This window comes from Luteitalea pratensis, from assembly GCF_001618865.1.
Taxonomy (GTDB): Bacteria; Acidobacteriota; Vicinamibacteria; order Vicinamibacterales; family Vicinamibacteraceae; genus Luteitalea; species Luteitalea pratensis.
The window spans coordinates 884,844-905,506 of record NZ_CP015136.1; the positions used below are offsets into that span (position 1 = coordinate 884,844).

At 68.1% G+C, this 20,663-nt stretch carries 16 protein-coding genes and 1 riboswitch; of the genes, 4 read left to right on the forward strand and 12 right to left on the reverse strand.

Annotation, left to right across the window (positions count from 1 at the left end; genetic code table 11):
- Positions 1–32: 32 nt before the first annotated feature.
- From LuPra_RS03840 to LuPra_RS03870, 7 genes are all read right to left on the reverse strand, one after another.
- Positions 33–1,364: a cation:proton antiporter gene (locus LuPra_RS03840; RefSeq protein ID WP_110169530.1), complete on the reverse strand. Its 1,332-nt coding sequence runs from the start codon at positions 1,362–1,364 to the stop codon at positions 33–35.
- Positions 1,364–2,551, reverse strand: coding sequence for a cation:proton antiporter (locus LuPra_RS03845; RefSeq protein ID WP_110169531.1), 1,188 nt, complete (start codon positions 2,549–2,551; stop codon positions 1,364–1,366). The genes LuPra_RS03840 and LuPra_RS03845 overlap by 1 nt, the downstream gene beginning before the upstream one ends.
- Complete coding sequence (locus LuPra_RS03850) at positions 2,548–3,906, reverse strand: PDZ domain-containing protein (protein WP_110169532.1); 1,359 nt, start codon at positions 3,904–3,906, stop codon at positions 2,548–2,550. Before LuPra_RS03850 ends, LuPra_RS03845 begins: the two co-directional genes overlap by 4 nt.
- Before the next feature lie 13 nt (positions 3,907–3,919).
- On the reverse strand, positions 3,920–4,774 hold the full coding sequence (locus tag LuPra_RS03855; protein ID WP_157898703.1) for an ABC transporter substrate-binding protein: 855 nt from the start codon (positions 4,772–4,774) through the stop codon (positions 3,920–3,922).
- Between the two features lie 155 nt (positions 4,775–4,929).
- A complete protein-coding gene (locus tag LuPra_RS03860) occupies positions 4,930–6,012 on the reverse strand; it encodes a FecCD family ABC transporter permease (protein WP_234800708.1) in 1,083 nt (360 codons plus the stop codon).
- Positions 6,009–6,815, reverse strand: a complete 807-nt coding sequence (locus LuPra_RS03865; protein WP_234800709.1) for an ABC transporter ATP-binding protein — start codon at positions 6,813–6,815, stop codon at positions 6,009–6,011. The genes LuPra_RS03860 and LuPra_RS03865 overlap by 4 nt, the downstream gene beginning before the upstream one ends.
- A 28-nt stretch (positions 6,816–6,843) precedes the next feature.
- A complete protein-coding gene (locus LuPra_RS03870) occupies positions 6,844–9,081 on the reverse strand; it encodes a TonB-dependent receptor (protein WP_162271290.1) in 2,238 nt (745 codons plus the stop codon).
- Between the two features lie 56 nt (positions 9,082–9,137).
- Positions 9,138–9,353: riboswitch (cobalamin riboswitch) on the reverse strand.
- 176 nt (positions 9,354–9,529) lie between these two features.
- On the opposite strand from LuPra_RS03870, the gene LuPra_RS03875 reads away from it, so the two are divergent.
- The gene (locus LuPra_RS03875; protein ID WP_110169536.1) at positions 9,530–10,033 is read left to right on the forward strand and encodes a secondary thiamine-phosphate synthase enzyme YjbQ; all 504 of its coding nucleotides are present in this window, start codon (positions 9,530–9,532) and stop codon (positions 10,031–10,033) included.
- Positions 10,034–10,112: 79 nt separating this feature from the next.
- A complete protein-coding gene (gene mqnE / locus LuPra_RS03880) occupies positions 10,113–11,207 on the forward strand; it encodes an aminofutalosine synthase MqnE (RefSeq protein ID WP_110169537.1) in 1,095 nt (364 codons plus the stop codon).
- A 121-nt stretch (positions 11,208–11,328) separates the two neighbouring features.
- Here the strand turns inward: mqnE and LuPra_RS03885 are convergent, their stop codons facing one another.
- Both LuPra_RS03885 and LuPra_RS03890 read right to left on the reverse strand, forming a co-directional pair.
- Positions 11,329–11,724, reverse strand: a complete 396-nt coding sequence (locus LuPra_RS03885) for a type II toxin-antitoxin system VapC family toxin (protein ID WP_110169538.1) — start codon at positions 11,722–11,724, stop codon at positions 11,329–11,331.
- Complete coding sequence (locus LuPra_RS03890; protein WP_234800710.1) at positions 11,721–11,966, reverse strand: antitoxin; 246 nt, start codon at positions 11,964–11,966, stop codon at positions 11,721–11,723. Before LuPra_RS03890 ends, LuPra_RS03885 begins: the two co-directional genes overlap by 4 nt.
- 139 nt (positions 11,967–12,105) lie before the next feature.
- On the opposite strand from LuPra_RS03890, the gene LuPra_RS03895 reads away from it, so the two are divergent.
- The gene (locus LuPra_RS03895; protein ID WP_110169540.1) at positions 12,106–13,266 is read left to right on the forward strand and encodes an ankyrin repeat domain-containing protein; all 1,161 of its coding nucleotides are present in this window, start codon (positions 12,106–12,108) and stop codon (positions 13,264–13,266) included.
- A 268-nt stretch (positions 13,267–13,534) separates the two neighbouring features.
- Positions 13,535–14,524 carry a PIG-L deacetylase family protein gene (locus LuPra_RS03900; protein WP_110169541.1) on the forward strand — a complete coding sequence of 330 codons (990 nt, stop codon included), beginning with the start codon at positions 13,535–13,537 and terminating at the stop codon, positions 14,522–14,524.
- Between the two features lie 160 nt (positions 14,525–14,684).
- Here the strand turns inward: LuPra_RS03900 and LuPra_RS03905 are convergent, their stop codons facing one another.
- The 3 genes from LuPra_RS03905 to LuPra_RS03920 all read right to left on the reverse strand — a co-directional run bounded on the left by LuPra_RS03905 (position 14,685) and on the right by LuPra_RS03920 (position 20,661).
- Complete coding sequence (locus LuPra_RS03905; RefSeq protein WP_157898704.1) at positions 14,685–15,086, reverse strand: TolB-like translocation protein; 402 nt, start codon at positions 15,084–15,086, stop codon at positions 14,685–14,687.
- A 1,000-nt stretch (positions 15,087–16,086) separates the two neighbouring features.
- Positions 16,087–19,527: a TonB-dependent receptor gene (locus tag LuPra_RS03915; protein WP_110169543.1), complete on the reverse strand. Its 3,441-nt coding sequence runs from the start codon at positions 19,525–19,527 to the stop codon at positions 16,087–16,089.
- 240 nt (positions 19,528–19,767) lie between these two features.
- On the reverse strand, positions 19,768–20,661 hold the full coding sequence (locus LuPra_RS03920; RefSeq protein ID WP_110169544.1) for an SDR family NAD(P)-dependent oxidoreductase: 894 nt from the start codon (positions 20,659–20,661) through the stop codon (positions 19,768–19,770).
- Positions 20,662–20,663 lie beyond the last annotated feature (2 nt).

Consider the following 20,663-nt stretch of genomic DNA (forward strand, 5'->3'; position numbering starts at 1 on the left):
CGCTGCCAGGCAGCCCTCTGCAAGACGCCAGCTCAGGCGGGCGTTTCAACGACCGGCGTCCTGTGTTCCCCGGTCTCCAGATCCATCCGCCCCACCTCGCCGGCGCGCGTCAGCGCAGCCCGGAACAGGATCGGGCCGATGGTCTCGTGCAGCGTGATCATCGACACGATCAGTGCATAGAGCTTGCCGCCCCAGTCCGGGAACTCCGCGTTGATCAGGATCGCGAGCCCGAGCGTCACGCCGGCTTGTGATACCAGTCCCATCCACGCCAGTGCGGGCGGCTCGCCGCCAAGGCCCGCGACGCGCGCGCCGACCTTTGCCGTCGCATGGATGAGGGCCATGCGCAGCGCTGCGATGGCGACCGCGAACACCCCGACTTCCGCGAGTGCGCCGAGGTGCAGGTTCGCACCAGCCGCCGCGAAGAACAGCACCAGGATCGGCAACGCCCCTCGTTCCACCGCGAGGCGGAGCGCGTCCCCTTCGGGTGGTGCGATGTTCTCGACAACGAGTCCGGCGCCGAGCGCGGCCAGCAGCGGTTCGAAATGCAGTGCGCCACCGACCTGGCTGAGCAGGATCGCCACGCCGAGCAGCACGATCGTCACTTCGCGCCTCACGTAGCGCAGGTAGAACGCGAAACACGCGCCGACGATGCCGCCGAAGGCAAAGGATCCGAAGATCTCCCACGCCAGTCCGGAGAGGATGCCGTGGCCTGCCTGGCCGCTGCCGAGGGCGAAGCGGACGCCCTCCATCGACAGCGTGAACAGCAGGATCAGCATCAGGTCGGCGAGGACGACCAGTGCGAGCACGAGCTCGGACAGCGGGCCGCGGGCACGGCTCTCGGTGATCACCGCAATGCTCACCGTCGGCGAGAAGCTCACGGTGACGGTGGCCACGAGCATGGCCAGCGCGAGCCGTGGCAGTCCGACGACATCAGGGGCGATCGGCAGCCATCGCCACGCGATGAAGAACAGCACCGTCAGCGACACCCACATCAGCGCGATCATCACGCCGCCCATCGTCAACATCGCGCGCAGTTGCGGTCGCAGACGTACGAAGTTGATCTCGAGGCCGGCGATGAATGCGATGAGGGCGATGGCGACGCCGTTGACGACCTGCAGCTCGCGCGCCATGGCAGGCGTGAGGATCGCGCTCGCATACGGACCGCAGACGACGCCGAAGAACAGGTAGCCCGAGATGCGTGGCAGGCGGAACCGCTCGAACAGTTCGCCGGTCAGCGACGCGGCAATCAACGCGAACCCGATGGCGAGCGCCGTCCCGGGGCCACCCCCGCGTTCCGCCGTCGCCGCGACGCTCGTCACCACGGCCGTCGTGCCGAGGATGATCGCGAGCGCGAGCAGGCGCATCACGGCAGTGTCTCCTGCGTCGGCCGCAGCACCAGCGCCAGTGCTTCGGACGCGAGCGTCGCCGCGACGACGGCGGTCAGCACCGCGGCCATGCCCGGCGTGCGCACCGCCTGCAGGAGGTGCAAGGCGACCGCGATCCCCAGCAATCCCGGGGCGATCAGGTGCAGACCCAATTCGCTGGCGTTCACGAGACCCTGGACGCGCATCGCCAACCAGCCACCCATCAACTTGCCCGTCAGCCTGAAGAGGACCAGCGGGCCAGTGAGCCACACGGCCTCGCGCGAGAACTCGCAGGAGGCGCCGGCCACGAGCAGCAGCACCACGATGAGCGGGTGCTGGACGCGCTGCAGGTCACTGCGGACAACGCGGTCCGCCTGGCCGGGCAACCACACCCACAGAAGTCCGGCCATCAGCCCGGCAAGCAGTGGCGACAGGCTGAGGAACGACGACGTGCCGCCGATCAACGCCACGACACCCGCGATGAAGACGTTGCGCTCGGCCCGCGAATGGGCGCGCTCGAACAGCAGCCAGCCGGCCGTGCCGACTGCGATGCCGAGGACGATGGTCCGGAACAACCAGGCCACGGCACTCCAGATCGGCACGGGCGTCGCACTCCCGAGCATCACCACCAGGACGCCGCTCACGAGGATCGGCAGCACGTCGTCGAGGTCCGCGATGCCTGCGGCGATCGCATGCGTCGGCGACGTGTCGTCGGCGCCTCCGGCCGACGACACGGACGCACAGAGGCCCAATGTCAGCGCGACCAGGGCAGACGGCAACACGAGCGGCAGGTTCCATGACGCGAGCAGGACGAGGAAGGCCCCGCCCACGGCGAGCAGCGTCACGATCGCTTCCACGCTCGCAGCGGTGAAGATGCGTCGATTGCGCTCGCCACGCAGGTCCAGCGCGAGTCCGGCGAACACGCCGAGGACCGCGAGCGCGACTGCGACGACGGCATCGAGATAGCCGAGCGCCGTGGGACTGAGCACGTTGGTGAACGATGGCCCGAGGACGGCGCCGATCGGCACGAACAGCACGGCAGGGGCAACCACGGGAGTCAGGCCGAGGACGGCCCGGGTGCGCAGCGGCTGCAGCCACGGTATGGCGCCGCTGCTCGTCGAGGGCGGGATGATCGCGTCGAGCGCATCGGGCCCACCGATTTCGCGCCAGTCTTCGTTGGGCGTCATCGCTGCAGCGCCACGAGACGAGGCTGTCCGTTGCGTTCGACCGAGAGGAACGTGACCCGACCCGGCGGCAGCGCCGCGAACGCGCTGGCAATGGCCTCTGGGGCCGGCGCATACGTGCGTCCGAACGCCAGGACGACGTCGCCAGCCTGCAGACCCGCGGCGTCCGCGAGCGAGCCGGGTTGTACGCGAGTCACTTCGCTGCCGCGTTCTTCCACGGGCTTCAGCGTCAGGCCGAGCGTACGTTCGGCCTGCACCGACCGTGCGCCCGTGGCAGGCGCAGGCGGCACCGCGGCGGGGCCGGCGCGCACGGTGACGGGCGCACTGAGGAACGCGCCATCGCGTCTGAACGTGAACATCAGCGCGACGCCCGGCGCCGTCCTCGCGACGCGCAGCCGCAGCGCGTCAGGGGTGCGCACGAGTTGCCCGTTGACTGCGGTGATGACGTCGCCCGGGGCGAAGACCTGGGCGGCCGGACCGTCGGCCCTTACCGCCGCGACCGCCGCCCCAGCAGCCGCGCCCGTGGCGGCAGCGAGCACCGAGTCGACGGCCTGCGTGACCACGCCGATCTCGCCTGTGTGCGGCGGCCCGTCGCGAAGTAGCTGGTCGACCGACGACATCACGACCTCGGCGGGCACGAGGGCCGGCTCGCCCTCGCTGGACGTCAGCAAGCCCGCAAGACGCCCCTCGAGGGTGAAGACCGGCGCGCCGATGTCGGCCACGGCGCCGCGGCCCATCGTCAGCAGTGGCGTGTCCCAGCGCGGATCTCCGATGCTGTCGCTGCGGCCCACGAAGATCGGACGCACGGAGGTGCCGGCCGCGCTCGCTTCGGCCACGGCGACGTAGCCGGGTGCGGGGAGCGCCTGCTGTCCTTCGCGAATGTTCAGCACCGGTGCGCGCGCAGAAGGGATGCGAACGAGCGTGATGCCCCGGATCGGGTCGCGAGCGATGACGGTGACGGTCCCCGGTACGCCGATCACCGCCTCGACGAGTGCGCCTTCATCGACGAGCGCGGCCGCCACGTCGTCGCGGACGCGGAGCGCCGGCAGTAGTCTCGTGCCGTCGGATGCAGCCGGGCGAGTCGCGCTGACGCCGGCGCCATGCGCCGTCGTTCGCAGCACGATCAGCGAGCCGCTGACGCGACCCGAGAGCTCGCGCACCGCGAGCGAGAGGTCATCGAAGGCGGCGCGCGCCGCCAGGCGGGCAAGGGGCTGGGCCGAGGTCCCGTCGCGTGAGTCGGCCGACGGGTCCGGAAACCGGAAGCGCGAAAGCACGACCAGCACGATGACCGAGACGGCAATCGTCGCCGTGAGGAGGCGGGCTTCTCGCGAGAATCCTGACCTCACGGGCGGCGTCATGGCCGAAGGTATATCACCTGCCGGGCGAGGTCGACCACGCGTCCGGGTGCAGCGCGCGCGCGAGCGCTTCCGCGGCGCCTGCCAGGCGCGGTCCAGGCACCACGAACTGATCGCCCTGAAGGGTGATGATGCGACCCGACTTCACCGCGGGCACGCCCGCAAGCGTCAGCCACGGCGACGGCGATTCTTCCGCATGCGTCTCGGCCTGCAGTTCGACGATGACCTCGGGCGCACGCGCCAGCAACAGCTCGCTCGTGGCCTGGACGTTCTCGCGATCGACGTCGGCGAACACGTTGTCGGCGCCCGCCACGTCGAGCAGTTCGTGCAGAAAGCCCGTGCCGCCACTCGCCCAGACGTTGCGGAGGCTGCCCGGGTCACGTCCGAACACGAGCAGCACCTTCGGGCGCGGACGCCCGTCCACGCGCATGCGGACGGCCGTCAACTGCGCCCGCAGGACCTGCGTCGCCTCGCGCCCGGCGTCGGCGTGGCCGGTTCGCGCGCCGATGGCTTCCAATGTCTCCAGCGTGTCGCCGATGCCGCCGTGGCGGTACGTGAACGTGGCGATGTTGGCCCGGGCGAGCTGTTCGTGCAACGCCTCCTGCGATCCGTAGGTGACGACGAGATCCGGCTTCAGCGAGAGGATGCGCTCCAGGTCGGGATCGAGGAGCGCGCCGACGCGCGGCCGCGTCGCGACCTCGGCGGGCGTCTTGTCGAAGCTGCTCACGCCCACGACCTGCGGACCGGCTCCCACCGCGAACAGCATCTCGGTGATCGCTGGCACGAGCGACACCACGCGCGGCCCCTGGGCGAGGGCGGTGCCTTTCGCGGCCTCCCGCGGCCGGCACGCACCGATCAGCGCGAGCAGCACCAGGAAGGTAGGGACGGCTCTCCGAGCCGTCCATCTCCTCGCCAGCGGCCGCCCCTGCCCTGCTGCGCCACGTGCTCCAGGCCCGGTTCCGAGATCCGAGGGTGAGACGGGTGGAGGTGGACGCCTCGGAGATGCGTCCCTACCAACGGGAAAGTTCATGGTTTCCTTATCAGCAGCCACAGGAAGAAGGGTGCTCCCAGCACCGCGGTGACCACACCCACCGGCAATTCGACCGGCGACAGGACGACGCGCGCGACGGCGTCGCACGCCATGAGGAACGCGGCACCGAAGAGCGCCGAGGCCGGCATCACCACGCGATGATCCGCGCCGACCAGCAGGCGCACGAGGTGCGGCACGATGATGCCCACGAAACCGATCGGACCGGCCAGCGACACCGCCACACCGGTCCCGAGCGACGCCGCGAAGAACGCGAGGCGCTGCACGCCGACGACCGGCACTCCACGCGTGCCCGCCTGCTCGGCCCCGAGCGCGAGCGCGTTGAGGCTGCGCGGCAGCCACGCGAACGCGACAATCGCCGGCAGCAACATCACGGCCGCAATCAGGAGCGGCCGGTAGCCAGCGACATCGAGGTCACCCATCAACCAGCGCAGCGTCCGCATTGTCTCGGTGAAGTCCGAGAGGTACTGCACGAGCAGGATCAGCGCGGAGAAGAAGGCGTTGAGCGTGACCCCGGCCAGCAGCAGTACGTCGGTCGAGAAACCCCGGTGCCGCACCTGTGCGAGGGCGTAGACGATGAGCACCGCGCCAAGGGCGCCGGCGAGGCTGGCAAGCGGCACGGACGTCAGCGCGCCGCCTGTCCACGCGGGCAGGAAGGTCAGCGCCAGCATCGCGCCGAGCGCCGACCCTGACGACACACCAAGCGTGAACGGCGTCGCGAGTGGATTGCGGAGCAGTGCCTGCATGACGACGCCCGCCACCGCGAGCGTGGCGCCGACCAACCCTGCGGCGAGCACGCGCGGCAGGCGCGCGATGAAGAAGATCTGGGCGTCGAGGTTCTCGGCGAAGGGACGCGATCGGTCCAGCGCCGCGCGCAGGTCGATCGGCGTGGACCCGACGAGCGGAGCGCCGACGACGGCAGCCAGCAGCAGGACACCGAAGACGGCGTAAATGCGCCACGCCTGGCGCCGGCGGGCGGAGGCAGCCTGTGCGGCGCGACGGGGATCGTGCGGATCCCACGCCCTGGCCTGCACCGCCCCCGAGCCGGCGGGCGTCGTCACCGCAGCACTCCGGGCAGGGTCGCTTCCGGGGACGATGTCCGGCGCGAACGATCGCCGACCAGCGACGTTGGCACCAGCGAGACAGTGCCATCGCGATGGGTCATGCGGTCCACGTGGACGCCATACAGCGTGTGCAGGTGCTCGGGCGTCAGCGTCTCCTCCGTGGGCCCGTCGGCGAGCACGCGTCCCTCCTGGAGCAGCACCACGCGATCGCAGACCTGCCAGGCGAACTGGAGGTCGTGCGTGGTCACGAGCAGCGTCAGGCCGCGGCCGTCGGCGAGGCGGCGCAGCAACTGCGCGACTTCGATCTGATAGTGGAGATCCAGGGCCGCCGTCGGCTCGTCGAGGATGAGCAGACGGCTCTCGGCGTGTGTGTCCTCTTCGAACTGGGCGAGCGCGCTCGCGATCACCACGCGCTGCTTCTCGCCGCCACTCAGCGTGTCGAAATGACGGCATTCGAGATCGGCCGTGCCGGTCGCGGCCAACGCGCGGCGGACGGCCAGCAGGTCAACGGCGGTCTCGAACCCGAAGGGACCGAGGTGGGCGTATCGCCCCATCAGCGCGAGGTCCAGCACGGTGTAGTCGAACACCGGGTGGATCTCCTGCGGCACGACCGCCAACCGTCGCGCGAGCTGTCGCTTCGGCAGGGCATCGATGGGCGCGCCGTCGAAATGCACGGTGCCCGTCGAGGGCGCGAGCGCGCCCGACAGGATCCGCAACAGCGTCGTCTTGCCCGAGCCGTTCGGGCCGAGCACACCGGTGATGCCGCCGCGCGCGATGTGCAGCGAGACCCCGTGCAGCACGGGTACCCGGCCGAACCGGCAGGTGACGTCAGCGGCTCGTAGCAAGGCGGACTCCGACCATCACGCTGCGTCCAAGCGAGGGGAAGCCGTAGATTTCCTCGTACTGCTTGTCGAACAGGTTGAGCGCGCGTCCGAAGACTTCGACCTGGTCGAGCAGGCGGACCGAGACACCGGCGTCGGCCGTCGTGTAGCCGGGGTTGACGAAGATGCCGGCGTTGGCGCCGAAGCTCGGGTCGATGTCGTTCACTTCACCGCGGTTGTCCACGCGTACGAAGCCGCTCACGCGTCCGGCGGTGACCAGCGCGTCCACGAATCCGGCCAGCTCCGGGCGGCGCAGCAGCGGGTCGCCGACCTCGAACGGCGTCGGCGCGCCTGGCCTGCCGTCGTTGGCGAGAATCTCCGTGTGTTGTCCGATCAGGCCGCCGCGCAGCGTGAGCGCCGCGACCGGACGGAACGAGACCGAGGCCTCGACACCTTCGCTGAGCGCGTTCGAGACGTTGTCGCTGCGGTAGCTCGTCGTCCCCGCCACGCGGCTGACCGTGACAATCAGGTCGTCGTAGTCGTTGCGGAAGTACAGGACGTCGGCCACAAGGCGGCCGTCGAGCCAGCCGGTTTCGACCCCGCCCTCGAGACTGCGGGTCTTCTCGGGCTTCAAACCCGGATTGTCGGTGAACGCGATTTCGAAGGCGCCGGGTGCACGCATGCCGGTGCCGAACCCGCCGTGCAGGCGCGCCCACCAGTCATCGCCGCCGAGGGCCCGCCAGCTCACGGCCACGCGTGGATTGATCACGGAGACCGTGTCCTCGGCAAACGCCGGCCGCGGGCTGAAGACCGAGTTGTTGCCCTCGAGCGCTCCCCGCACCACCTGCTCGAAGCGCGCGCCGCCCTGGATCGAGAGACGACCCAGCTCGAATCGCCCTTCGCCGAACAGGCCGAGCTGCGTGCGTTCGACGGGAATCTCCTGATCCTGCAGGCCGGTGATGAACGACGACGCGGCGCGTTCGCCGGTCCACTCCGTGCCGGCCGTCCACGAGAGGCCGAGCCACGCCCCGTCCACTTGCCCGCGCGCCGCCCACATGCGGTTGCTCGAGGCGGTCGGCGCGTCGGGCGTGTAGATGCTCAGGAAAGTGCTGTCGCGGTTCGCGTACGTGAACGACCCACGCGCCTGGAACGCGGGCGCAAAGCGCCAGGCCGCCGATGCGCCTGCCGCCAGTGTCTCGTTGTCGTTGCGCGAGACCGTGTCGACGCCGGTGTACGTGTCGTTCGGGTCGCTGCCGAATGGCCCGGGCACGCCGCGTTCGTTACGGCCTCCCCGAATCAGGCCTGTGAGCTGCCATCGATCCGTGAGGTAGCCGAGACTGCCCATGCCATCGGTGCGGCTGTAGTCGTCGTTGCTGACGGTCTCGCCGGTGCCGGGGGCGATGCCCGTGTAGCCGTCGGTCGTTAGTTGCTCGGCGCCGCCCCCCCAGCGCAGTCGCCCGCTCGTGCCGTTGGCGGCGCCGTTGGCCCGCCACGTGCCGAAGGTGCCGCCCTCGACCAGGCCGGTTGCGCGAAGCGGGCCGCCGCGGCGCGACACGAGCTGCACCACGCCGCCGACCGCGTCCGACCCGTAGATCGCGCTCTGCGGCCCCCTGACGACCTCGACCCGCTCCACGTCGAACAGCGGCAGGTGGGCGGCATCGTAGCTGCCGCCCATGTCGTTCAGGCGGATGCCGTCGACCATGATCAGCGTGAAGTCGCTCTCGCCGCCGCGGGGGAAAATGGACGTGACGGCGCCGCGGCCGCCACTGCGCGACACGGTGAATCCGGGCACCGATCGCAGGGCATCCTGCGAGCTCTCGAGCTGCCGGGTATGCAATTCCGCCTGGTCGAGGACGGTGAGCGAGGCGCCACTCGCCGATCGCGTCAGCGGGACGAAGCCGGCCGACACGACGACCTGCTCGCTCACGGCGGCGAGGCCCATCGTGACGTCGGCCGACGCCTCCGCTTCGTCGCGCAAGGTGACGCGACGTGCCGGCGCGTCGAAGCCTTCGGCGACGACCCGCAGGGTGTACTCACCCTCGGGCGCTTCCAGGACGAACGCGCCGGTGGCAGAGGTATGCGTCGTCGCGACGGGGCCGGTGGGCCCGTCCAGGACGACGGTAGCGTTGACGATTGGGACAGCGGGACTGCTGGTGACCGAGCCGACGAGGCGCGCCGCAACGGCGGGCGTCGACAGCAGGGTCAGCAGCACCCCGGCCAGACACAGGGCGGGCGTGAGAATCAATCGACCTCCTCGGCGTTTCCACGCGCCGGTGCTGTGGCGCGGCATGCGCCAACAGGCAGAGGACTTGCCCGATGGAAGGTTTCCTGACTCGGCGGGACTACGAGCGGTTTCTCGCCTTCCCACAGCCCTGGGGGGCTGCAGTGGCGTCTTGACGGACCGTGTGGCCCGTCGCTCGGACGAAACCGGCTCTCCGCATCACAGTGGCGGGACCGTGTGGGCTTTTCACCCAGCTTCCCTTCGACAACATCGGGTCGTCGGGGCGAGAATAGCACGCGGGCCGGCGCGGGACGCCCCGCACGGGCCGCATGACGCAGGTTGGCCGTCGGCCTGGAGAGCCGAGCATTTCACCCCATCAGTTGCGGCGCCTCGGCCAATTGGCATAACATTGCCGTTTCGTGCGTCCGGCGGCGCTGTGGCCGCCCGGACCTATGCTGTCAACGAGGAGCGCATGAGCAAGAGTTCCACGGTGACCGTCCGCGAGACGCCAGTCGCGGAGGTGACAACCGTTTCTGCCGGGGCGTTGAAGATTCACGGCGAGACGTTCGTCATCGAAACCGATGAGCGCGTCGACGTCGTGGACCTGACCGAACGGATCATGGAGCTCGTCCGGGGCGTCAACGTCCGGGAAGGCATCGTCAGCCTGTGGTCGCTGCACACCACCTGCACGGTGTTCATCAACGAGTTCCAGACGGCGCTGCTCTCAGATATCAAGCGTTTTCTCGAGAAGATGGTTGCGCGTGACGAAGCCTGGGTGCACAACGACCCGGATTTCAGCGACTGTGATCGGATGAACGCGGACAGCCACCTCCGCGCCCTCCTGCTCGGACACAGCCTCACCCTGCAGATCAGCGGTGGGGACGTCGTCCTTGGCCAGTGGCAGCGCATCCTCATGGGTGAGCTCGACGGCCCTCGTTCGCGCACGCTGCGCGTCCAGGTCTGGGGCATCGCCTAGGTCGCCGACATCGGTAGGGCCGGCGCCCCGACTTGTCCACCGTAGCCCTTGGCGAAGGTGGAGCCCGGCCACGCTTCCCATGCGCACCCGCCTTCGCGCAGCTGGACTGCTCGACATCGCCGAGAAGCTCGACACCCGGCAACGCCTGTCTGCCGAGGACGGCCTGCGCCTCTTCGAGCACCCGGACCTTCGCCTCGTCGGCTGGCTCGCCAATCGCGAGCGCGAGCGTCGCCACGGCGACCGCACCTTCTACAACTACAACCTGCGGCTCGAGGTCACCAACGTCTGCCAGGCGTCATGCCTGTTCTGCTCGTTCGCGCGCCTGCAGGAAGGGCAACCGGGCGCCTACACGATGTCGCTCGAGCAGGCCTGGGACAAGGTCCGCAGCCGCGACGGCCAGGCCCTCACCGAGGTCCACATCGTCAACGGGCTGCATCCGGACCTGCCCTTCAGCTACTACAAGGACCTGCTTGCCGGATTCAAGCGCATCCGTCCGGACATCACGCTGAAGGCGTTCACCGCCGTCGAGATCGCGTTCTTCGCCGACCTGTACGGCATGACCGACGAACAGGTGCTGCGCGAGTTGATGGCGGTGGGCCTCGAGTCGATCCCGGGCGGCGGCGCCGAGATCTTCGCCGAGCGCGTGCGCAGGAAGATCGCCCACGACAAGGCCGACGCCGATCGCTACCTCGCGATCCACGCGATCGCCCACCGGCTCGGCATGAAGACCAACGTCACCATGCTGTTCGGGCACATCGAACGGCTCGACGAACGGGTCGATCACATGGTGCGCGTGCGCGAGGCGCAGGACGCGACGGGCGGCTTCCAGGCGTTCATTCCGCTGGCCTTCCACCCGGACAACAACCAGATGCGCAAGCTGCCGGCACCGACGGCGGCGGACACGCTCCGCACGATCGCCGTCTCGCGGCTCGTGATCGACAACGTCGATCACATCAAGGCTTTCTGGATCGCGACAGGCGTGTCGGTGGCACAGGCGGCGCTGTGGTTCGGCGCCGACGACCTCGACGGCACCGTCCAGGAAGAGCGCATCTACCACATGGCCGGGTCGGACACACCCGACACCCTCACCACGTCGCAACTGCGCTTCCTCGTCGAGCGGGCCGGCCGCACGCCGCTCGAGCGCGACACGATGTACAACCTGGTCGAAGCGTAGCCGCCCGGCCGCGCCTCCGCGGCCTGGTCGGCCATCGGCATTCGGCCTTGGGCCTTCGTTTTGGTCGCTGCCGCGCCCGGGAGGATTAGGCTGTAGGCGCCAGGCCGCAGGCGGATCGCGGTCACGCCAGCCTGTCGATCCACTCGACGGTATCGAACCCCGTATCGAAGCTGAGGATGCGATCGATCTCGTACCGCTGCATGATGGCGACGTGCACCGCGTCGCGCGCGGAGAGCGGCGACACGCCCAGCAGGAGCGCCTTCGCCCGTTCGATGTCGCCCAGTTCGATCGGGTAGATGTGATCCACCACGCCAAGGAGCGCGTCGAAAGCCGGCTGGATGGCGTCGCGACGGTTGATCGCCACGTAGCGGTGCAGGATCTCCTGTAGGACCTCGGCATCGGTGACGAGGCGCTCGCCCCGGGTGATGCACTGTTCCAGTAGGCGCCGTGCCGCGCCCTTGTTGGGATGCGTGGCGCCGACCAGGAACATGGGGATGTTGGAATCGACGAGGATCACGCGTCGTGACCGCCGAGGTAGCCGCCTTCGACCTCCTGGAGCATCCGGTCGATGTCGGCGGTGGGGTAGTCGCCCCGTGCTGCCGCGCGCACGGCCGCGAGTTTCTTGTGAGCGTCCACTGCGGGCTCGTCGCGTCGCGCGCGACGCAGAGCCTGCCGAACCCACTCCGCGACGGTCATGCGTTGTCGCTTGGCCACACGCCTGATCTCGTCGAACTCGTCGTCTTCCAGCAAGACCTGCATCCGTGTAGTCACTTGATGAGTATGATTGACTCATTTCGATGAGTCAACTCGCTCCGAACGGTTCCGTCCTCTGGTGGCGTTTTGGTGGTGACCGCCTCGTCGGGTCGGACGCAGGCCTGCACGATTACGATGAAGGCCCATGTCCCCATCGGAGTTCATGCAGGTGTGCACACGCGGCGACGTTGCCACTCTTCGGGACTGCCTCTCCGCGGACCCGGGTCTCGTATCGACGCGTGACGAGGGCGGTCGCACCGGTTTGCATCTCGCCGTGCGGCATCCGGAGGCGGCGCATTTCCTGCTGTCGCATGGTGCGGACCCGAACGCGCGCGAGAACGGCGACAACGTGACGCCCCTGCACCTCGCTGCCGCGCATGGCCTTCTCGAGAGCGTGCGGATCCTGCTCGATGCCGGCGCCGACGTCCACGGCCGCGGCGACCTTCACGAGGGCGACGTGATCGGCTGGGCCGCCGGCACGCGCAACCAGCCGGTGATCGACCTGCTGCTCGAACGCGGCGCGCGGCACCATGTCTTCTCCGCGATGGCGCTGGGTGATCCGGACCTCGTGCGTCGCGTGGTCGCCGACGATCCGGCAGCGCTGCGTCGTCGCCGGTCACGGTTCGAGAACGGGCAGACCCCGGTGCACGCGGCCTTCGCGCCGGCCGACGGCATCGGGTTCCTCTGCGGCAAGCCGGATCACGACCTGCTGGCCCTGCTCATCGAACTCGGCGCCGACGTCGATGCCGCCGACGACAGGGGCCGCACGCCGCTGACGATCGCGATGCTTCGCGGCGACCATGTCGCGACGCGGATGCTGGTCGCGGCGGGCGCTGCAGTCGACAGGGCCGACGCGGACGCCGAAGTGAACGACATCGCGCCGCAGCTCTCTACGCTGTCGGACAGCGTGTCACGGGCCGAGCCGATGTTCACGGTGCGAGACGTGCCAGGCACAGTCCGCTGGTACCAGGCCCTCGGCTTCACCTGCACCGATGCGTATGAAGACGACGGCGCGGTGACGTTCGCGCGCCTCGTGTTCGGCCGCTGCAGCTTCGCGATCTCCCCAGGGGGAGCCAGGCCCAGCGGCGTCAGCCTGTGGGTGTTCACGAGCCGCATCGACGAAATTTACAGGCTCGTGCGGGCTCGTCAATGGCATGCGGCACGCAGCGAGCTCTCGGGCGAGCCTGGCGGCCTCGAGTGCAGGTTCGACGAGGACCTCTACACACCCTTTTACGGTGGGCGGCAGTTCAGCCTCCGCGATCCCAACGGCCTGTCCCTGATTTTCTACCAGCCCGAGCCAGAATGACGCTGGATGGAGAGATGAGGGAACCATAGACGATTCGTGGCGTTAGCAATGGCGGGTTTGGTAGGGCCCGTTGAAGACCCGCCGATGTCCGGCTCCGCCGGGCGGCGGGTTCTCCGAACGCGGCCCGTGCATCGGGCATGAGGGGCCGCTCGGCGAGCCGGCCCACCGTCATTCGACATTCGACGTGCGACATTCGACGTACGGCGTGCAGTGGTGAACGTTCCGGCAGGCTGTAGGCCGTAGGCCGCAGGCCGGTTGTGGAGAACACATGGATCGACGACGGTTTCTGCACGTGACGACGATAGCGGCCGGGCTGACACGAGCATCGCGGGTGAGCGCGCAGGCGGCGGGTGCTGCGCAAGCACAGGCATCGGGGCCGCCGCTCCAGCAATTCGACGGGCACACGCCGTTGGTCATCGAACGCCCTCGCGACGGCAAGCCGCGCACGGGGCAGGTGCTGGTCGCCATCCAGCCGCACTCCGACGACATCCCGCTCTTCGCGGCAGGCACGGTGCTGAAGCTGATCGACGAAGGCGCGACGGGTTACGTGATCCGGGTGACCAATGACGACATGGCTGGCCCGGGCACCCACGCCGAGACCGTGATGGCGAACTGGCGTGACTCGGAGGCGGTCGGCAAGGCGCTTGGCGCCACGCGCACGTTCGACCTCAATTACAACAACCACATGATGGACAACATCGCGTGGGCCGAACTGCGCCAGCGCTTCATCTTCCTCTTCCGCCTGCTCAAGGCCGACATCGTCGTCACCTACGACCCCTGGGGTGCGTACGAGGAGAACCCGGATCACGCCGTGACCAGCCGTTGCGTCGAGGCCGCCGCGTGGATGGCCGGCGGAACCAAGGACTACCCGGAGCACTTCGCCGCCGGACTTGCCCCGCACGGGGTGAAGGAGAAGTACTATTTCGCGCGGTTCCAGCAGCGCGTCAACCGCGTGGTGGATATCGGTCCGTGGGTCGAGAGGAAGATCGACGTCAACCTCGAGAACAAGGCACAGGGGCCCGCGGGCGAGAACGGCCAGCGGCTGCGCGCGCGCCTCGCCACGGAGGGACGGCGGCTACCGCTCCTCGGCGACGACGAGCGCACCGCCAACCGCGAGTACATCCGCGAGTTCGTGCTCGATCGCGATCGGGCCGCGGGAGCGCCGCACGGGCTGGCCCATGCGGAAGCGTTCCACTACATATCGGTACCGCCGGACGCCGTGCAGGAGTACCTGCGCCAGCACACCGTGCCGCGGTGAGGTCAGGTCCCAGGTCTCAGGTCTCAGGTCTCAGGTCCCAGGTCCGGTCTCAGGTCTCAGGTCTCAAGTCTCAAGTCTCAAGCAAGATCTTCCCTGGGCTCTTGAGGTCCTGAGATCGTGAGGTCTCGCGCCCGTCGGCCCTGGTGCGGACGCGGAGTTCTTAGCGTCCGGGCGCCGGCATGCGCCGTGTGAGGTCGTCGAAGAAATCGGTGATGACAGTGAGCGTCGTCGCCGGCTGCAGGAACTCCCTGTTTTTCAGCATCAGGAACTCCCGGCCGCCCGGCACCACTGCGAAATCGAATCCCGGGATGTTCGGAAAGGCACCGTGGAACAACAGCCTCGGCTCGCTCGCGCGGAAACTGGGAGTCAGGGCCACGTCGATCGCGTACATCTCCGTCCCGAACTTGTAGACGATCTCCGAGGTGCCGTTCCACGCGGCCTTGTGCCCACCATCTCTCGACACCTTGTGCATGGCACCCGGTGCCGGGTACGAAGTCACGTAGATCTCGTCTCGCCCCGACTGGTCCGAGGTGAACAGCAGCCAGCGGCCGTCTGGGGACACCTCGCCGAAGTACTCTGAATACGGCGTCGCAAGAAGGATCTCGGGGCTGTGCGTCCCAACGTCGGGTCCGCTCGTCGCGGGAGAACCGGACGATATCGAAGCCCCCAGGTCCCATCACGCCGAAGGCAGTCATCGCGGTGCCATCTGGTGAGAAGGACATCGGAACGAGATAACCGGGCCCTCCACTGTTGTTGGACCAGAGTTCCACCGGCTCCGCGCCCCCGTCGACCAGTTGCAGGACGAGTTGGTACACCCCTTCCGCTGGCCTCCTGGTCCACACGACGCCGCGGCCGTCCGGCGTCCAACGCGGGTAGCCGTTCAAGCGAGGTTCGCCGGTTGTGGCCCGCGCCGTCAGCGACGACTTCCGATGATCCGTCAACCCGACCAACCAGATCTGGGTCACCCGTCCGTCAGTCGCCTCCTCGCCGAACGCCACGCGCGTGCCGTCGGGAGACAGATCGAACGTGGAATACCTCGCCTCGGGGAGCCCGGCGGAACGGCTGCGTCCGTGTCGGTCCACCCAGACAAAGGTGGTCATGTTTTGCGGTCGGCCCGCCGCGTAGACCAGTGTGCCGTCGTTTGCGGCTGCGAACTGAGCGACGCCAAACGGCGCCGTCCGCGGGTCTTCGAACAGTGTTACAGCGGCGGTTACCGCGCCGGGACGCGCAATGTCGAAGCTCGAAGCCATCAGGCGGCCGGGCAACGCGTACAAGAGATGACCGGTTGGGAGCAGGCGTGCGCCATCAACGGTCCGGGTACCAGGCGGGCGCGGCGTTCTCGTTCGACGGGCGCACGTTGTACTTCAATGCGGCGCTGAACTCCCGACCCGGGTTCGGCAGATACGACCTGTTCGTCACGACACGCAGCCGGGATACTGGGTCTCACGCCAGGTGAGCATCGGACGGCAGAAGGTGGCCATCAGGTCTCACGTCTCAGGCAAGACGTTCCTTGAGACCTGAGGCTTGAGACCTGAGACCTGAGCCCTGAGACTTGAGACCGTCTAGAAACGGAGTCGCAGGCCAAGCCTGATGACACGGCCGGCGGCGAAGCCCTCGGCATTGCCGACGTTTTCGGCCCCGAGGACCGCCGTCGAAGTGTTGTCCTCCAGGCCGTTCAGGAGGTAATCGGTCAGGTCCACGAACCCGCCGGTGCCCAACCCGGGCACGAAGAACTGCGGGTGGTTGAACGCGTTGTCGAGCATCGCCGTGAATTCGACCTGCGTCCCGCCAGCCGATCGGAAGACGTCCTTGTAGAACGCGAAGTTGGCAATCCACGTCCCCGGCCCCTTGAGGCTGCCCTTCTTCGCGTTGCCCAGCTCGCCATCGGCAGGCAGCCTGTATGCCGTCACGTCGAAGAAGCGCTCGCGGGAGCCGCCGCTGTTGGGATCGCCGCTGACGTCGGGCCGCCACGACTCGCCGAACTGCCCGACGCCGTCCAGGCCCACACCGGTGTTGGCCGGAAAGATGGGGTCGGTTCCCCAGACGAAGTACGGTGTGAGATTGGGTCCCGAGCGCGCCTGGAAGATCGTCGACATGGTCCACCCACCGACGATCGCATCGGCCCATCCAGGCATCGTCGATCCGTACGCGCGTTCGTGTCCGATGGGGATGTCCCACGTGCTGTTGAGCACGAACCGGTGCCTGATGACGTTCGGATCAGGACCGCGGTCCTTCTCGATGTCGTACGGGTCGTACTGGATGACGCCGATGGTGCTGTTGCCGCTGTCGGGCGCGTTGCTGTCCGAATCGGCCAGCGTGTACGCCGCGTTGAGCGCGAAGCCACGTCGGAAGCGCCGGTTCAATTCCAGCTGCAGCGCGTTGAACTGCCCCTCGCCGGCGTTGGTCGTCATGTTCAGGAAAGTGCCGTAGAGCGGGTAGGGCAGCCGTGCGTGCGCCTCGGGGTCTTCGTTGATGTCGCCGAGAGGTACTGCGCTTGCCTGCACACTGTTCGCTTCACGCGTCACCAGCAACTTCTTCATCGTAGAGCCGAGGTAGCTCACACGCAAACCGACATCGCCCGGCAACTCGCGCTCGACCGTGAGGTTGTACTGGTAGATGTCCGGGCTCTCGAGGTTGATGTCGAGTCCCTGATTGCCGAATCCCTGCGAGGTGCTCACGGTGCCGGTGGTGAAGCCGTGCTGGAGGGTGGCTCGATTGCGCGTGATGCTGTAGCGGAAGGGGTTGCGCGACATGATGTCGCGCGCGCCCTGCGCGGCCCCGGTCGGGTGGAAGATGCCGAAACCGCCCCGCAGGACCGTCTTGGCGTCGCTGCCGACGCGATAGGCGAAGCCAGCACGCGGGCTGAAGTTGTTCCGATCGGTGTTCATCAGGCCAGGCCCGACGCCGACCGCATCGGCGAGGATGGTCCGGTTCAGGTCGATGGCGCCTGGCGGCAACAACTGCGCGATCTGCGCGTTGGGCACGACGTGATGGCCGCCATTGTCGAGGACGAAATTCGCGAAGATGTCGCTCTTGTCGACGAACACGCCGACGACTTCGTAGCGTAGGCCGAGGAACAGCGTCAGCTGCGAGCTGAGCTTGAAGTCGTCCTGCACGAACAACGCCCAGTCGTTGGAGACGGTGTCCATCGGCTGGTCACCGCGCGTGTTGCGCTGCTCGCGCACGGTGTTGGGAAGGCCGAGCAGGAAGTCGGCGAAGGAATTGCCGGTGGCCCAGCCGCTGAAGTTGTACTGTCCCTTGGACTCGTTCGCGCCGGTGGAATATCCGTCGGTCGCGAAGTTGCGCGCATAGCTGCCGCCGAAGCGCACCGAGTGACGCCCCTTCACCCACGTCGTGTTGTTGCTGATCGAGAACGCTGCCTGGTCGAGGTCCCGGAACGTGTTCTGTCGCTGATCGCGGATGTCCGACGGGCGGTTCAAGCCGGCAAAGATGAACTGCGGGAAGCCGGGTACCTCCTGCGCGAGTGCGGGCACCTCGATCCCGGCCTCGGCGCCGACATCGCCAGCGATGTACTGGCTGCGGCGATCGCGAACGTCCTCGCTGTAGCCGCCGCGCAACTCGTTGACGATCGAATTCGAGAAGATGCGCGTCCAGCCCGTGGCGATCGTCGTGGCCCGCGACGCGCGGTCGAGGATGCCGAGGTTGGTGAGGCCGTTGCCGCCGTTGCCGCCGGTGCTCTCGAACGTGAAGGCGTCCGGATCCCGGCGCTGCCAGCTGACACGGCCGAACAGCGAGTCGTTCTTGGTCAACTCATGATCGATGCGGCCGTCGGCCCGGTCACGGTTGCGCGTGAGCGGAAGGATCTGCCGGTACGTGCCGTACCCGTTGGCGAGTGACGTCTGGTTCGGGTCCGGGTAGAACATCCGCATGATGTTCTGCGCCGCCGGATCGAGGCGGTTGGCGGGGATGCGGTTGCCGGGGAACGGCTGGCCGGTCTGCGGGTCCCTGATCACGAAGCTGGCGCCAGAGAAGTCGCCGGCACGCATCGACTGGCTCGGGATGATGGCCTGCGCCCCGCCGCTGAGCGCCTTGAGCCGGCCCCCCTCGTAGTTGCCGAAGAAGAACGTCCGGTTCGCGTGGATCGGCCCGCCGAGGCTGAAGCCGAAGCGATGGTCGTGCGTGTCGGCGTTCGGGTCGTCCCGCGAGACGCCGTCGAGCGTCTGCGCATAGGTCCGGGCATTCAGCTCGTTGCTGTTGAAATCGTAGAAGGAAGACCCGTGGATCTGGTTCGTACCGCGCTTGGTCGAGACGACGACACCAGCGAGGCCGCCGAACTCCGCGCTGTACGAGTTGGAGAGCACCTGCACTTCCGCGACCGCATCAAGGCCAGGTGCGGCGTTGGACAGCTCACCGAAGATCCCGGCCGAGGACGGTTGCCCGTCCTGGATGTAGGAGGCGCCATAGGTGCGTCCGCCCAGGAACTGAATCGAGTCGAAGCCGCCGACGACATTGGGGTTGAGGGTGAGGAAGTCCTGGATGTCACGGCTGTTGCGGGGCAGGTCGCGCAACTGCTGTGCGTCCAGGCCGCGGGCGATCGACGGGCTCTCCACGGTGATGTTCTGGCCCTCGGCGACCACGGTGACGACGTCCTGGAGCGCGCCGACTTCGAGCTGAATGTCGGCGCGGGCCACGGACGCGGCCCGCAGGAGGATGCCTGTCCGTTTCGCGGCCTTGAAGCCTGAGAGGTTGACGTCGACCGAGTAGGTGCCAGGGCGAAGGTTGGGCACCTCGAAGAGGCCTTCGCTCGTGCTCACGACCTCTCGTGCGACGCCCGTGTCTTCGTCGGTCACGATGACCGTCGCGCCGGGGACGACCGCGCCCTGCGCGTCGCTCACCGTGCCTCGTATCGTGCCGAGCGTCGATTGAGCGGCGCCTGGCGTGGCCGCCAGCACCACGACAGCGACGAGGGTGGCGATCCCGAGAAGGAGGCTCGGCCGCCGAACCCGGGGATTGGACGAGGTCGATGCGCGCAGTCGAGACATCAGCGGACTCCTGTCGGGGAACCGTGAACTCGTAAACGACGGCTATCGCACCGGCCCTGCGGCCAGGTGCGTTCGTGCGGGTGCTTTGGTGATGCTAAGCCGACTGCGCGGCCTCCGCAATGCCTGGCCTGCCACGGATGAGCAAGCGCGCTGGGACGAACTCATCCGTTCGTCGCGACTTACATGAGTGGAGCCACGGCGGCTTCCGGCTGTGGCCAGGCCGCGTGTGGTGGAGCGTCGCTACGGCAGGCCGACGAGCGTCCTGGTGACCTCGCGCAACCGGCGACGCGCGCCGGCGTCTGCAGCCTGCGCATGCGGGGTGCCGAGCTTCTGCCCGACGAAGTAACTGCCGCTCGGCGCGTCGGTCGTGATCGCGTTCATCACGGCGGCGGTGCCCTCTTCCACGGTACTGCGAGGCGTGAGGCCGGCCGACAGGATCATGCTGGTGTTCATGTACGTCGCCGGGTGGAGCGACTGCACGACGATGCCCTTGTCCTTCAGCTCGGCGGCGAGATCGATCGTGAACATCACCTGCGAGAGCTTGCTCTGGCCGTATCCACGATTGGTCGAGTAATCACGCTCGATCATCACGTCGGTGAAGTCGATCGGCGCGGCGCTCAGCGACGAGACGTTGACGATGCGCGGCGCCCGTCCCTTCTCGATGAGTGGCAGGAGCTTGTAGGTGAGGAGGTAGCCGGAAAGATAGTTCACCGCGAAGTGCAGCTCGTGTCCGTCCTTGCTGACCTGGCGAGCGTCGCGTACCACCACGCCGGCGTTGTTCACGAGCAGATCGAGGCGGGGGTAATCGCGGGTGACGGCGTCAGCCAGGCTGCGGACTTCCGCGAGCGACGCGAAATCGGCCTGGTAGAACCGTGCCGAGCCCTTGGCGGCCGCGTTGATCTCGTCGACCACCGCCTTGCCCCGCTCGGCGTTGCGACCGTGCACGATGACGTGCGCGCCTTCCGCAGCAAGTCGCCGCGCGACCTCGCGTCCGAGTCCATCCGTCGAACCGGTGACGAGTGCGACGCGCTGGGACGGTGTCGGGACGGTGGCGGCACTCGTAGAGGCAGGCTGGGCCGCCGCAACGATGTGACCGAGGGCGAACGCCGCGATCGCGAGCAGGGCGGTGCGCATGC

What these genes read in the sequence shown, in the direction of transcription:
- LuPra_RS03840 (WP_110169530.1), bottom strand. Translation starts at nt 1,364, where the DNA reads ATGCGCCTGCTCGCGCTCGCGATCATCCTCGGCACGACGGCCGTGGTG.
- LuPra_RS03845 (WP_110169531.1), bottom strand. Translation starts at nt 2,551, where the DNA reads ATGACGCCCAACGAAGACTGGCGCGAAATCGGTGGGCCCGATGCGCTC.
- LuPra_RS03850 (WP_110169532.1), bottom strand. Translation starts at nt 3,906, where the DNA reads ATGACGCCGCCCGTGAGGTCAGGATTCTCGCGAGAAGCCCGCCTCCTC.
- LuPra_RS03875 (WP_110169536.1), top strand. Translation starts at nt 9,530, where the DNA reads ATGAGCAAGAGTTCCACGGTGACCGTCCGCGAGACGCCAGTCGCGGAG.
- mqnE (WP_110169537.1), top strand. Translation starts at nt 10,113, where the DNA reads ATGCGCACCCGCCTTCGCGCAGCTGGACTGCTCGACATCGCCGAGAAG.
- LuPra_RS03890 (WP_234800710.1), bottom strand. Translation starts at nt 11,966, where the DNA reads ATGCAGGTCTTGCTGGAAGACGACGAGTTCGACGAGATCAGGCGTGTG.
- LuPra_RS03895 (WP_110169540.1), top strand. Translation starts at nt 12,106, where the DNA reads ATGTCCCCATCGGAGTTCATGCAGGTGTGCACACGCGGCGACGTTGCC.
- LuPra_RS03900 (WP_110169541.1), top strand. Translation starts at nt 13,535, where the DNA reads ATGGATCGACGACGGTTTCTGCACGTGACGACGATAGCGGCCGGGCTG.
- LuPra_RS03915 (WP_110169543.1), bottom strand. Translation starts at nt 19,527, where the DNA reads ATGTCTCGACTGCGCGCATCGACCTCGTCCAATCCCCGGGTTCGGCGG.
- LuPra_RS03920 (WP_110169544.1), bottom strand. Translation starts at nt 20,661, where the DNA reads ATGCGCACCGCCCTGCTCGCGATCGCGGCGTTCGCCCTCGGTCACATC.